A 12,319-nucleotide genomic window follows, 5' to 3' on the forward strand; every position below is an offset into this window, starting at 1 on the left:
CTGTTTTTCTTTCGGTGCTATGTCATAGTGTTTCTGGTATGTATTATTAATAACAATTTATTGGGTGATTGCTTCCGCGAGTTGGGAGGCGTTAGCGTTCTATTGGGAGGTCAGATGGCGAAGGTACTATTACTGGGCGCAAGTGGCCTGGTGGGCGGCGAATTACTGCGCCTGTTACGTTTGGATGCCCGAGTGACATCCATCATTGCACCTACCCGCAAGCCATTGCCCGCCATGAATAAACTGACCAATCCGCAGGGTGAGAATATCGGCGAAGTGCTGAAAACACTGCATGATCCGGTGGATTTGGTGTTCTGTTGTCTGGGCACCACCCGTAAACAAGCGGGCAGTCAGGCGGCATTTCGTCAGGTGGATTATCGGCTGGTGCTGGCGACGGGCGAAACGGGTCTGCGCTTGGGTGCACGGCATTTTCTGCTGGTGAGCGCGATGGGGGCTAACCCACACTCTTGGCTGTTTTATAACCGCACCAAAGGCGAAGCCGAGCGGGATTTACAGGCTCAGGGCTGGCCGCAACTCACCATTGCTCGCCCCTCGATGCTGGCAGGTCAGCGGGCCAAGCCCCGATTAATGGAGAGTCTCAGCGCGCCGCTGTTTGCGCTACTGCCCGATAAGTGGCGGTTGATTAAAGCCAAACATGTGGCGCAAGCCCTATTGGATCAGGCTTTTGCACCACCGAAGGCCGGGGTGACGATTTTGTCGTCAGCCGAGATGCAGCGCTAATTAGGGCAAGGCGATGGTCTGATTATCGTGGGCGATGGTTACTCCTGCGGGGAGTGAGTTGTCGAGTAGCCACCTATCAAGTTGGTGACTGATGTGGGTCAACAGCAGGGCGGTTGGCATCAATAGATCACCAATAGCCAGTGCCATTGTAATGTCATTGTGATTGCGGGGCGGCGGAATTTGAGGTGGATGGCTGCAATCCATCACCAGTAAATCAATGTTTTTGCTGGCAAGAAACAGGGCGCTGTCGGCGGGTAGCCCGATAGTGTCGGTCAGGTAGGCAAGAGTCCGGTTGTGGCTTTGTAGCAAGTAGCCGAAGGTGATTTTGGAGTGATTTAGCGGCACCGGAGTCACCTGTAGCTGACCAAATCGAACCGAATGAAATGCCCGCAATGGCGGCTGAAATGCCAGTATTCCGGGGTGTTTATAGAGATCATCGCAGCCGTCGGGATCGGGCGGCCCGTAGACCGGGATCGAATTTCCGCACCCCCAACGCAACGGAAATAGCCCCTGAACGTGATCCATGTGGTAATGTGTAAGCAAAAAACGCTGAATTTCCCCCGCAGCAAACTGCTGATCCAGTGTCGGCAATCCGGCATCAATTAAGGTCGTTTCCTCCCGATAGCGCAACATGGCACTGCACGGTTTTCGCCTCAATGCGGGCTGCGCTCTGGCGTTGACACAAATCACACAGTCGCAACCAAATACCGGTATCTGTTGGGCGCATCCCGTACCTAACAATGTTAGCTCCATTTTTGCCCCCCAATGCCATCGCCTGAGGCGGGATGAGTGGCCAGTAAATGCTGCAACTGCTCCAGCGTCTGCTGTAACTCACCATCATTGCAGAGTTGCAAACAGTTCACCGGCAATTGCTGCTGGTAGTGCTGTGCCCGTTGTAAGCGCTCACTGATTTGCTCACTGTTTTCCCGTCCGCGCTGCTGCAATCGCAGTGCCAGAATGGGGGGGGAGACGGTCAGGCACAGGGGCAGTAATTGGCCGGGATAGCGCCGCTCGACCTCCGGTAAGTAGGCTCTGGAGCCATTCACCATCACATCCAGCCCGTGCTGTAACCAGAAATCGATCTCAATACCCACCCCATAGTGGTGCTGATGCGCCTGCCAATACAGGGCGAACAATCCTTGTTCTACTCGCAGGAGAAACTCTTGCTCACTCAGCGCGATATGATTTTCCGCTCCGGCATGGGCCTCGCGGGTGATATAGCGGTGAGCCACGATGATATTCGTCGGTTTTCCCGCCCGCAACGCTGACAATAGGCAATCCTTGCCTGCGCCAGAGGCTCCCATCAGATAGATTAATCGCGCCATCAGAACACCTGTACTCCCTGACGCCAGACGTTTTGCACGTAAATATGCTTGCTCTGTACACCCTGATGCTCACGCGCCAGAATCACATCTGCCCGTTTACCTTCCGCAATAACCCCGCGATCTCCCAGCCCTAGGGCATTCGCGGGATTACGCGTCACCAGACTGATGGCTTGCGGCAAGGTGAAGTGGTTTGTTTCGTCATCCGCGATACGGAATGCGGCATCCAGCAAGCTGGCGGGGTAATAATCAGACGATAAGATATCCAATACGCCCAGTGATGCCAGTTGGTGCGCGGCGACATTGCCTGAATGGGAGCCGCCGCGGACAATGTTCGGCGCACCCATCAAGACGTGCAACCCCTGTTGGTGGGAGGCGCTGGCCGCTGCCTCGGTGGTCGGAAACTCGGCGATCACACTGCCCAGCGCTTGGGACTCCGCCACATGCTCGGCGGTTGCATCATCATGGCTGGCGAGCGGGATGCCCAACTGACGACATTGCGCGGCAATGGCGGCTCGATTCGGTGCTGACCAACGGGCTGACAGAGTGACTTGCTCCTCCTCAAATTCCGCCATTTTCTGGTCGTTAAGGTGATATTTACCCTGATAATACTCTCGATATTTGGCCCGAGAGGCGAACTGGCGCTGGCCCGGCGAGTGATCCATCAGCGACACCAGTGACAGCTCCGGCTGCATCATCAACTCTTCAAACAGTGGCAGAGTGCTTTCATGAGGTAATTCACAGCGCAAATGAATCCGGTGTTCAGCGCGGTTAAGCCCCGCCCGCTGGCTCTCCACCACCGCATTAATCATTTTTTGCAGGTTATCCAGCCGATGGCCTCCATCGCGTACATCACCGACCGCAACTGCATCCAGCACGGTAGTGATTCCGCAGGAGATCATCAGTGCATCGTGACTGCTCATCGCCGAATGGGCGGGCCAATCGACATTGGGACGTGGGGTGAAGAATTTGTCCAAATTATCGGTATGCAGCTCGATCAACCCCGGCAACAGCCAGCCATTTTGTCCATCTATCGCCGCTGAAAGTTGGGTTGGGCGATCACTATAGCTGCGGATCACACCACTCTTGATTTCCAGTGATCCATTGACCACCTGATCTTCCAGAATAAGATTGACGTTGTTGAGGATCATGCTGAGATCTCCGTGCTGACATAAGAGGGCGGCGGTGTCATCACTAGCAAGCGGTCACTGACATGGTTGCGCACGCCTTCATCGTGGAATATCCCAACAATGGCGGCACCGCGCTGCTTGGCTTCATCAATCAGGCTCATAACCGCCGCGCTGTTGCTGCTATCCAGTGATGCGGTGGGTTCATCCAGCAGCAAAATGGGGTAATCCACAATAAAACCACGGGCAATATTGACCCGTTGCTGCTCGCCGCCGGAGAAGGTGGAGGGGGCCAGATCCCACAACCGTGGCGGGACATTCAGGCGCGTCAACAGATCCTGCGCCCGTTGCTGGCAAACTTGGCGATCGACACCTAACTCCAGCAGCGGTTGCATCACCACATTCAAGGCGCTGATCCGTGGGATCACCCGCAAGAACTGACTGACCCAACCCACAGTATGACGGCGCACGGCCATGATTTGCCGCGCTTCAGCGGCCACCATATCCAGCCACTCTCCCTGATGTTTGACCCAGATATGGCCGCTGTCAGGCAGATAGTTGGCATATAAAGAGCGTAGCAGAGTGGACTTACCGCTGCCGGAATGGCCGTGCAACACCACACATTCGCCGCCGCTCACCTCAAGGGAGGTTTGGTGCAGGACTGGCAGGCGAATGCCGTGCTGGTGGTGCAGCACGAAGGTTTTACTGAGATTTTCAACTCTAAGTTGTAGGGGGGTCATAGTAAGCTCTCACTCAGTTTTGTAAGACCGATGAAACCAGTAGCTGGGTATAGGGGTGGTGAGGATCGTCCAGCACGCGGTCGGTGAGGCCGCTTTCGATCACTTGGCCCTCTTTCATCACCAGCAGACGGTGGGCCAGTAGGCGAGCGACGCCGAGGTCGTGGGTGACAATCACCACGGCGAGCTGCATCTCCACCACCAGACTGCGCAGTAAATCCAGCAGCCGTGCTTGTACCGAGACATCCAGCCCGCCAGTGGGTTCGTCCATAAACACCAGCTTCGGGTGGGTTACCAAATTGCGGGCAATTTGCAGCCGCTGTTGCATGCCGCCGGAGAAGGTGGTGGGGAGGTCATCCAGACGGGAGAGCGGGATCTCGACATCTTCCAGCCAGCGGCCGGCTTGTTGGCGAATCTCGCCGTAATGGCGCTGGCCGACAGCCATTAAGCGCTCGCCGATATTACCGCCCGCCGAGACGTGCGGCCGCAAGCCGTCCAAGGGATGTTGATGCACCACACCCCATTCGGTGCGCAGTAAACGGCGACGCTGACTCTCGGTCATCTGATATAAATCAAGGGATTGCTGCGGGTCAGGGCAGTAAATAATCTGCCCCTGTTGCGGGGCGAGCCGCGCCGAAATGGACTTCAGCAGGGTGGTTTTCCCCGAGCCAGACTCACCGACAATCCCCAAAACTTCGCCAGGATAGAGCTGGAACGAGACATCACTGAACCCCTTGCCTGGTGCATACAGATGGGTGAGATTCTCCACCGACAACAGCGGATGGGCGGCGGGGGCTGAAACAGCACGTGCTGAGATCATCGGATATTTACCTCATGTGGCGGGCTATCTTGGGCGGCTATCTGCGCCAGTTGTTGCTGGCAGAAATCGGTATCTGAGCAAACAAACATCCGGCTGCCCTGATCATCCATCACCACCTCATCAAGATAGCTGTGACGCGATCCACACAGGGCGCAGGGGTGATCCCACTGCTGCACGGTGAAGGGGTGATCGTCGAAATCCAGACTCTCCACTTTGGTAAAGGGCGGCAGGGCATACAGGCGCTTCTCGCGACCCGCCCCAAACAGTTGCAGGGCGGGCATCATGTGCATTTTGGGATTATCAAATTTCGGGATGGGTGAGGGGTCCATGACGTAGCGATCATTCACTTTGACCGGATAGGCATAGGTGGTGGCGATATGGCCATAGCGGGCGATATCTTCGTACAGCTTCACCTGCATCACGCCGTACTCCTCGAGCGCGTGCATTTTCCGTGTTTCGGTTTCCCGTGGCTCGATAAAGCGCAGCGGTTCAGGGATCGGCACTTGGTAGATCAGAATCTGATCTTCGGCCAGCGGCGTTTCAGGAATGCGGTGTCGGGTTTGGATCAGGGTGGCATCGGTGGTTTTTTCCGTGGTGGCCACGCCGCTAACCCGCTGGAAGAAGCGGCGGATCGACACCGTATTGGTGGTGTCATCAGCCCCTTGATCAATCACTTTCAGCACGTCCGAACGGCCAATCAAGCAGGCGGTGAGCTGAATGCCGCCAGTGCCCCAACCATAAGGCATCGGCATCTCACGCCCCGCAAATGGCACCTGATAACCGGGGATTGCCACCGCTTTCAGCAGGGCGCGGCGCAAGGTGCGCTTGGTCTGCTCATCCAGATAGCCCAGATTGTAACCGGCGAGAACCTCAGTCATGGTGCGGCTCCTCTGCTTGGGCGGAAGATGGCTCTGCGCAGGAGAAGTGCTCACGGCGCAGGCGTTTCAGCAGCTCCAACTCCGCCTGAAAATCGACGTAATGGGGCAGTTTGAGGTGCGAGACAAATCCGGCGGCTTCGACATTATCCGCGTGGGCCAGCACAAACTCCTCATCTTGCGCCGGACTGGTGACGCTCTCGTCATATTCGCGGCTTTGCAGGGCGCGGTCCATCAGTGCCATCGACATGGCTTTGCGCTCGCCACGACCAAACACCAAACCGTAACCTCGGGTAAAGTGCGGCGGTTCGGCGGCGGGATCGACAAAACCATTCACCATTTCGCATTCGGTCAGCAGGATCTCGCCAATGTCGATAGCAAATCCCAGCTCTTCCGGCTGGATGGAGATGGTCAGGTCACCGCTACGAATTTCGGCGGCAAAGGGGTGGGTGCGGCCATAACCGCGCTGGGTGGAGTAACCCAGCGCCAGCAGAAAACCTTCGTCACCGCGCACCAGTTGTTGCAGCCGCGCCGAGCGGTTGCAGGGGTAAACGGGCGGATGGCGGGTGATATCTTCCGGCGGCGCGCCGTCATCTTGCTCAGCGTGCGCGAGCTGCTCTTGCGCCAGTAAATCAAATACATGGGCGCAATTATTGCGCAATAAATCATCCGACTGTGCTGCGCCAGCGCGCGGGGCCAGCGGTGCATCACCGGAGGCCAGCAGGGTGAAATCCAGCAGCCGATGGGTGTAATCGTAGGTCGGGCCGAGCACCTGACCACCGGGCAAATCTTTGTAAATCGCCGAGATACGCCGCTCCAGCCGCATGTTTTCTGTCGCCAGCGGCAGGCTGACCGCGAGGCGCGGCAAGGTGGTGCGGTAGGCACGCAGTAAGAAAATGGCTTCGACCAGATCACCGCTGGCCTGCTTAATGGCTAATGCGGCCAGTTCACGATCGTAGATGCCCCCTTCGGTCATCACCCGATCCACTGCCAGCCCTAACTGTTGCTCGATTTGCTCGCAATCGATCGCCGGGATCTGGCTATCACCGCGCCGCTGGTGTTCCAGCAATTGATGGGCGGCCGCAATGGCTTTTTCGCCCCCTTTGACTGCAACGTACATCAGCACACCTCCACATGGGTGGTTCGTGGGATCGCCATCAGGGTCTCACCACAGGTCAACAGAAAATCGAGGCCCGCAGGGAATATGGCGGGGCGGTTAAGCAGGTACTCCAGCACGACGGCAGGCAGTTGCGGCGCAATCGAGCGGCTGTGTTCAATGCCCGGCCCGCGCAGCCGTAAAGGCGTACCGTGATGCAGACTGTCAGTTTGAATCAACACCGTGGTGGCGTGTTCTGGTGAGAATTCGTCACCGACTGGGCAGGCGGCCAGTTGCGCTGCGGTGACCGCCTCACTAAATAGTGCAAAGCTGACTGTGGCACTGCTAGCCGCCAGTGGTGCTCCGGTATGAAAGCGCAGATTGTGTTGCACTGCGTCACTGCTCAGTGCGCCATCCAGATAGAGTGGCGTCTCTTGATCCGCCAGTGTCAGCAGAATCGCGGTGGTGGCGGGATTCAGCGGCTGCCAGCCAGTGACAGAGGGCAGCGCGACCAGCACACCGGGTTCGCTCAGCGCCTTGAGAATGCGGCGAAAAGTGTGCTGGGCATCGTCAACGGGGTGGGCAAAATGGGGAAATAAGTTCATCAGTCTTCACCTCGCACCAAGGTGAAAAAATCGACTTTGCTAGAGGCGATAGCGCGAGCGCGGAGCTGTCGCCGCTCCTGCTGGACCGCCGCCAGTGGATAAACCACCGTTTTTAGCAGCAGTTCGCTTAGGCCCGCCGGTTTATTATTCAGGGTGGACATTTGCAGTAAAGCATCCAGCAGTGCGCAGAGTTCCGCGTGGGGCTTATTGCGCCCGGCAATGTAACTGTAGCCATAAATATCGGCGCTGTTATTCAGCTTGATGACTGCGCGGGTAATGGTCATATCGCCGAGAATAAATCGGCGGCCAGTGGCCCCCATTCTGGCCTGTAATTGATTCAAGCCAATCTCCGGGGCGCGAATGACTTGATACGCCGGGGATAGGTTTAGTTGCTGCCAGTGGGCGAGAAGTTCAGCCGGTTGGCTGTGCGCCAACACTGACATCCAGCCCTGCCGAGTGGTTGAGGTGCTTTCCATTCAGTGCTCCATGGTCAGTTCAATCATGTCAGCACGGGTCAGGCTGACGGAGTATTCCGCCACCTGTTGGCTATCGACACCGATATTTAAGGTGCGCACACACAGCAGCGGCGCATGGGTGGCAATTTCCAGCAAGCGGCTCTCTTTGGCCTGCGCACGGCGTGCACTGATGCGGGTCTGGCTGCGGCTTAGCGGGTGTTGCAGATGCTGCGTGATGAATTGATGTAGCGAGCCAGAGTTGAACTGCTGTAGCGCGGGCCACCAACTCAAGTCTGGCAGATAGTGATCGATCACGCAGACTGGCACGCCATTCACTCGTCGTAGGGTGCGTAAATGGATAACCGGGGTGCCCTCTTCCAGCGAGAGTGCTTTAGCGACATGCTCGACACAAGGGCGCAAGACGGCTAGTAAGCGCTCACTGGTGGGGTCGCTGCCCTGATCAAGTAAGTTTTGGCTAAAGCGCGCATTGGCATGAAGTGGATAGTCATAGGGGCGCATCAACACCAAAATGCCGATGCCCTGACGGCGTTGCAGCCAACCGCGCTCAACTAACTCATCAACGGCACGACGCAAAGTATGGCGGTTAACCTGATAACGATCAGCCAGTTGCTGCTCAGGAGGTAGGTAATCACCACAGCGGTAGGTGCCACGCAGCTCTTGCTCTAGCTGGGCCGCAATTTGTTGATAGCGGGTGGGGAAACTGGTCGGTGGTCTAGATAAGTTCATGGCAGATATATCCTCTCTCAGCACCATCACCCCTGACGACCCGATGAGATGAAGCAGTAGAGAGCGTCCAACGGGCGAGCAGTGAGGTGATTGTCATGGCGATAACCAGTAAGTGATCTCACCGTTATGCTGGCTTTGCTTCATGACAGTAGGGTTAAGCGGAGATGGCGCTACGATGAATTTTTAGGGCGACACAGCAGTTTTCGTGGGCGCAAAAGTGAGCTGATTGCAAGAAAAATATTTATCACATTATCAATCTGATAGATGTCCATTCGGCAATTAATTGCATTAAACATAAAATAAACATTAATGCAACTTGAGGGAAACATAAGTATCTCTTACAATTAAGTGACGCCACCGTGGCGTTCTCTCTGAGGGTTTATACTATGCGCCCTAATAATATTAGCCATCTGAGCAAGATAAGTCTGGCCATATTGCTTGCTTGCTCTCTTGCAGCTTGTAGCGGAAGTGGCGGCGGCTCCCACAATGCGGCGAAGACGAATTCAGGCCAGACAACGGGTGACTCAGGGACGGGCGGCGGAACTGGCGGAGGTACTGGTGGAGGCACGGGAGGCGGCACTGGAGGCGGTTCTGGCGGAGGTACGACAACCAGTAACTCTCCGGTCGGCAATGTTGTCAGTGGCGTCGGTAATGCGGTGGATGGTGTCGGTAATACCGTCAGCGGTGTGGTCACTCAAACACCAGTGGGCAGCTTGCCTGTGGTCGGCACGGGTCTGGTCACCGTGGTTGATAGCGCGGGTAATGCCGTCAGTGATGTCGGGACCGGATTACAGACCGGTGTCGGTCAATTGGGAAATAATCCTAATGCATTAGGGACGACCGCAGCCGGAGTACCGAAAGCGGTGGCTGATGTCGGCACCGGGGTTTCAGGATTAGGCGGCACAGTTTCAGGTATCGGCACCAATACGCCATTGGCGGGTGTGACCGGAACTGCGGGCGGCTTGGTGGATAAGACCGGAGGCGCAGTCAACGCCATTGGCAATGGACTGGCGCAAGATCTGCAAACTGGGACCACCAGCAAGTTGACCACGGCAGCAACCGGGATCGTGACGCCAGTAGTGGGTCAGGTACAGGGCATTACACAATCTGTCGGTGCCACCACCGGGGTGGGTACACCTGTGAATAACTTGCTGACCACTGTGGGCGGGAGTGTGACCGCCACTGGGACTCAAGTGGGTAGCAGCTCACCGGCTTTAGCGGGGGTAGGCCAAGTGTTGCAAGGCACGGGTCAGGCGGTGTCGAGTACTGGCGGTCTGGTCTCTTCACCCACCTCAACAGGTGGCTCTAATGGCCTGTTGTCTGGGGTTAATAACACGGTTGGCGGTGTCACTGGCGGATTAACCGCAGGGGCTTCAGCTTCGGCCAGCGCGAGTGCCAGTGGTGGATTGGGCGGGTTATTGAAACCGAAAACCTACTAAGCCATCGCGAGATTAGCTCCCCTGCTTATTCTCAGGGGAGCGTCTCATTTAAAGATAATAAAAATAGACTATTAAAATTATAATATTGTGTGCGCCTAAGGAAATATTCTATGAATAATAGAGCGTGGCTATTATTGTTCTTGGGGTGGCAATACAGTGCATGGGCGAATACCGTGCCGATGTTAATCGATCCCAATAACCCCTCAAAAATATCTCGTGATATCACGAAACCACAACTCACCCGACCCGCTCGACCCGCACCACCGGTTATTTCCCCCCCGGCACCCGGCCCTAAATTAACACTCGATACACTGATTGATGTGAAAAATATTGAGTTTATCGGTGGCACCCAATATGACATTCAACAGCTTCGTGAGCCATTTAATGCTTATATTGGCAAAAAAGTGCCATTAAAGAGTTTGCTGGTGGCAACGCAGTCTATTACTCAGCGCTATCAGAAAGACGGTTTTGTGCTCTCCTATGCTTATTTGCCCTCCGACAATTTCGCCAATGGCACATTAAAAGTCGGATTGGTTGAAGGTTATATCGCGAACACCCGTATTCAAAGTGATAATACGATGATAGGCCGCTGGCTGACCAAGCTGTCCCAGCGCATTATGGCAGAGAAGCCGCTGACGCTGGATACCTTCGAGCGCTACAATATTTTGATGACTCGTACACCGGATACTAAAGTGATCGCCACAGCGAAAAATCCAGATAATATTTATGGTGCGACATTATTGGATATTAAAGCTGACCATCCGCGTTATTGGAATGTGACTACCGCACTGGATAGCCGCAAAGGGGTATACAGTGGGGTGCTTAATGCGACCTTAAGTGGTTTTACCCCCTATGCTGAGCAATTGGGTATCGCCACACTATTACCGCTTAATAATAAAAATAGAGATCAATATCTAGGGATAAACTACCAACAATATTTAGGCAGTGATGGCTTATTGCTGCAAACCCGTGGCAGTTATTATAAGCAGGCCCCGAAAGATTATACGGATTTACTGACTATCTACCCCGAGAATATCACCTTAGCCGCTCGCACTGAGCAGGTGCAATATACCGGCGGCGTAGTATTAAGTTATCCATTGGTATTAACCCGTAAACGGCAATGGACAGTAAGTGGTGGGCTGGATTATCTGGAAAAAAGTTTTACCCTGAAGCAACGCGCCAGACTGAATAGCCAAAATAATTTATTGGTCGATTTGGAAGACAATAATCAGCGAATGCATTATCCAGCCGCCGAATTGGCATTGACTGGGTATCGTGAATATACGAAAGCCTATTGGAGCACCCGCGCCAGTGTGCGCCAAGGGGTCAATGGTGCGCTGGCGGGCAGCTCTGTTCCTTGGGGGGACTTAGGTTTTACCCGCTGGAAACTCACTGGCGATGGGGCTTATCTGATGGATGAAAAATGGCGCTTAAGTGCGGCGGTGGAAGGCGATTGGTCGGATAATGATTTGCCGGAACCTGAGCAGGTGACGTTCGGCGGGATCAGGTTTGGCCGGGGTTATCCAGACAGCGAAGCGATGGGCGATTACGGCTATGGTGGGCAGGTAGAAATGCGCTATATACACAATCGTGAAAAGGGAAATTGGTTGAAAACCGTCCAGCCTTACGTGGTCGTGGATACCGCCCACACGGGGTACAACTCGGCTATCTTCCCGTCTAAGAAGCTGGCTTCCTATGCCGTGGGGGTGACGTTTAGTGATAACAAACACTATTCGCTATCACTGGAAGGGGCAAGGCCGATTGGCGACCTGCCCAGTGACAGTAGCCGCCGAGATTGGCGGTTTAATGCCACATTAACCTATAACTTTGCCAATTGATTTAAGGCTATCTGACTTGCTAGCGAAATGACTTGTTAACGCAAATAGTGAATCATCTGATTGCCGCTGCCGCGCCAGATAAGGGAGGGATCTTTTAGATCCTGCACGAATTTGCCATCGACAAGCACGTTAATGAGATCAACTATTTGTTGTTGCTCGTCAGTCAGTTCATCGAGTGTATAGCCCGTCCAGACCCAGATATCTTTGCCATCACACTCATCACGCACGCGTTTGACCAGTTGCAAGATAGCGGACACATTTTGCGGGTGTAGTGGATCGCCGCCGGAGAGGGATAGCCCCTGACGCGGGATACGGGAGTCATTCAGATCAGCGATGATCCGATCCTCCACTTCTGGGGTAAACGGCTTACCGGAATTCAATCGCCAAGTACTTTTGTTATAACAGCCCACACACTCGTGCACACAGCCGGAGACGAACAGGGTGCAGCGAGTGCCGGGGCCGTTGATGACGTCGACCGGGTAGTATTGATGAAAATTCATATAATTTGGGTAATTCC

The 12,319-nt window shown here is 55.0% G+C and carries 14 protein-coding genes; 3 read left to right on the top strand and 11 right to left on the bottom strand.

Annotated elements, in window-relative coordinates; all coding sequences use genetic code 11:
* Nucleotides 1-114: 114 nt before the first annotated feature.
* On the top strand, nt 115-741 hold the full coding sequence (locus HRD69_RS08150) for a Rossmann-fold NAD(P)-binding domain-containing protein (protein ID WP_050538438.1): 627 nt from the start codon (nt 115-117) through the stop codon (nt 739-741).
* Here the strand turns inward: HRD69_RS08150 and phnP are convergent, their stop codons facing one another.
* Genes phnP through phnF form a run of 10 tightly spaced genes read right to left on the bottom strand, consistent with a single transcriptional unit; the run spans nt 742 to nt 8,525 of the window.
* Nucleotides 742-1,494: a phosphonate metabolism protein PhnP gene (gene phnP, locus HRD69_RS08155; RefSeq protein ID WP_032815558.1), complete on the bottom strand. Its 753-nt coding sequence runs from the start codon at nt 1,492-1,494 to the stop codon at nt 742-744.
* Entirely contained in the window at nt 1,485-2,066 is a 582-nt protein-coding gene (gene phnN / locus HRD69_RS08160; RefSeq protein ID WP_032815557.1) for a ribose 1,5-bisphosphokinase, read from the bottom strand. The genes phnP and phnN overlap by 10 nt, the downstream gene beginning before the upstream one ends.
* Nucleotides 2,066-3,214 (bottom strand): alpha-D-ribose 1-methylphosphonate 5-triphosphate diphosphatase, encoded by a 1,149-nt coding sequence (gene phnM, locus HRD69_RS08165; RefSeq protein ID WP_032815556.1) that lies wholly within the window; start codon nt 3,212-3,214, stop codon nt 2,066-2,068. The genes phnN and phnM overlap by 1 nt, the downstream gene beginning before the upstream one ends.
* Nucleotides 3,211-3,930, bottom strand: a complete 720-nt coding sequence (gene phnL, locus HRD69_RS08170; protein WP_004877874.1) for a phosphonate C-P lyase system protein PhnL — start codon at nt 3,928-3,930, stop codon at nt 3,211-3,213. The genes phnM and phnL overlap by 4 nt, the downstream gene beginning before the upstream one ends.
* A 13-nt stretch (nt 3,931-3,943) precedes the next feature.
* Entirely contained in the window at nt 3,944-4,747 is an 804-nt protein-coding gene (gene phnK, locus HRD69_RS08175) for a phosphonate C-P lyase system protein PhnK (RefSeq protein WP_032815553.1), read from the bottom strand.
* Nucleotides 4,744-5,625, bottom strand: a complete 882-nt coding sequence (locus HRD69_RS08180; protein ID WP_032815551.1) for an alpha-D-ribose 1-methylphosphonate 5-phosphate C-P-lyase PhnJ — start codon at nt 5,623-5,625, stop codon at nt 4,744-4,746. The genes phnK and HRD69_RS08180 overlap by 4 nt, the downstream gene beginning before the upstream one ends.
* On the bottom strand, nt 5,618-6,742 hold the full coding sequence (locus tag HRD69_RS08185) for a carbon-phosphorus lyase complex subunit (RefSeq protein ID WP_004877869.1): 1,125 nt from the start codon (nt 6,740-6,742) through the stop codon (nt 5,618-5,620). The genes HRD69_RS08180 and HRD69_RS08185 overlap by 8 nt, the downstream gene beginning before the upstream one ends.
* Nucleotides 6,742-7,323, bottom strand: coding sequence for a phosphonate C-P lyase system protein PhnH (gene phnH / locus HRD69_RS08190; protein WP_032815550.1), 582 nt, complete (start codon nt 7,321-7,323; stop codon nt 6,742-6,744). Before phnH ends, HRD69_RS08185 begins: the two co-directional genes overlap by 1 nt.
* A complete protein-coding gene (phnG, locus tag HRD69_RS08195; protein ID WP_032815548.1) occupies nt 7,323-7,799 on the bottom strand; it encodes a phosphonate C-P lyase system protein PhnG in 477 nt (158 codons plus the stop codon). The genes phnH and phnG overlap by 1 nt, the downstream gene beginning before the upstream one ends.
* Nucleotides 7,800-8,525: a phosphonate metabolism transcriptional regulator PhnF gene (gene phnF, locus HRD69_RS08200; protein ID WP_032815547.1), complete on the bottom strand. Its 726-nt coding sequence runs from the start codon at nt 8,523-8,525 to the stop codon at nt 7,800-7,802. It abuts the gene before it with no gap.
* 386 nt (nt 8,526-8,911) lie between these two features.
* Between phnF and HRD69_RS08205 the strand changes: the two genes are divergently transcribed.
* Together HRD69_RS08205 and HRD69_RS08210 are read left to right on the top strand one after the other, a co-directional pair.
* Nucleotides 8,912-9,964 carry a collagen-like triple helix repeat-containing protein gene (locus tag HRD69_RS08205; RefSeq protein ID WP_004877864.1) on the top strand — a complete coding sequence of 351 codons (1,053 nt, stop codon included), beginning with the start codon at nt 8,912-8,914 and terminating at the stop codon, nt 9,962-9,964.
* 110 nt (nt 9,965-10,074) lie between these two features.
* A complete protein-coding gene (locus HRD69_RS08210) occupies nt 10,075-11,802 on the top strand; it encodes a ShlB/FhaC/HecB family hemolysin secretion/activation protein (RefSeq protein ID WP_172984610.1) in 1,728 nt (575 codons plus the stop codon).
* Between the two features lie 35 nt (nt 11,803-11,837).
* Here the strand turns inward: HRD69_RS08210 and nrdG are convergent, their stop codons facing one another.
* Nucleotides 11,838-12,302 (bottom strand): anaerobic ribonucleoside-triphosphate reductase-activating protein, encoded by a 465-nt coding sequence (nrdG, locus tag HRD69_RS08215; RefSeq protein WP_004877862.1) that lies wholly within the window; start codon nt 12,300-12,302, stop codon nt 11,838-11,840.
* Nucleotides 12,303-12,319: the final 17 nt, after the last annotated feature.

This window comes from Yersinia mollaretii ATCC 43969 (genome assembly GCF_013282725.1).
GTDB classification, from domain to species: Bacteria; Pseudomonadota; Gammaproteobacteria; order Enterobacterales; family Enterobacteriaceae; genus Yersinia; species Yersinia mollaretii.

Bases quoted from the DNA above. Each gene is read 5' to 3' on its own strand.
- HRD69_RS08150 (WP_050538438.1), top strand. From the start codon at position 115: ATGGCGAAGGTACTATTACTGGGCGCAAGTGGCCTGGTGGGCGGCGAA.
- phnP (WP_032815558.1), bottom strand. From the start codon at position 1,494: ATGGAGCTAACATTGTTAGGTACGGGATGCGCCCAACAGATACCGGTA.
- phnN (WP_032815557.1), bottom strand. From the start codon at position 2,066: ATGGCGCGATTAATCTATCTGATGGGAGCCTCTGGCGCAGGCAAGGAT.
- phnM (WP_032815556.1), bottom strand. From the start codon at position 3,214: ATGATCCTCAACAACGTCAATCTTATTCTGGAAGATCAGGTGGTCAAT.
- phnL (WP_004877874.1), bottom strand. From the start codon at position 3,930: ATGACCCCCCTACAACTTAGAGTTGAAAATCTCAGTAAAACCTTCGTG.
- phnK (WP_032815553.1), bottom strand. From the start codon at position 4,747: ATGATCTCAGCACGTGCTGTTTCAGCCCCCGCCGCCCATCCGCTGTTG.
- HRD69_RS08180 (WP_032815551.1), bottom strand. From the start codon at position 5,625: ATGACTGAGGTTCTCGCCGGTTACAATCTGGGCTATCTGGATGAGCAG.
- HRD69_RS08185 (WP_004877869.1), bottom strand. From the start codon at position 6,742: ATGTACGTTGCAGTCAAAGGGGGCGAAAAAGCCATTGCGGCCGCCCAT.
- phnH (WP_032815550.1), bottom strand. From the start codon at position 7,323: ATGAACTTATTTCCCCATTTTGCCCACCCCGTTGACGATGCCCAGCAC.
- phnG (WP_032815548.1), bottom strand. From the start codon at position 7,799: ATGGAAAGCACCTCAACCACTCGGCAGGGCTGGATGTCAGTGTTGGCG.
- phnF (WP_032815547.1), bottom strand. From the start codon at position 8,525: ATGAACTTATCTAGACCACCGACCAGTTTCCCCACCCGCTATCAACAA.
- HRD69_RS08205 (WP_004877864.1), top strand. From the start codon at position 8,912: ATGCGCCCTAATAATATTAGCCATCTGAGCAAGATAAGTCTGGCCATA.
- HRD69_RS08210 (WP_172984610.1), top strand. From the start codon at position 10,075: ATGAATAATAGAGCGTGGCTATTATTGTTCTTGGGGTGGCAATACAGT.
- nrdG (WP_004877862.1), bottom strand. From the start codon at position 12,302: ATGAATTTTCATCAATACTACCCGGTCGACGTCATCAACGGCCCCGGC.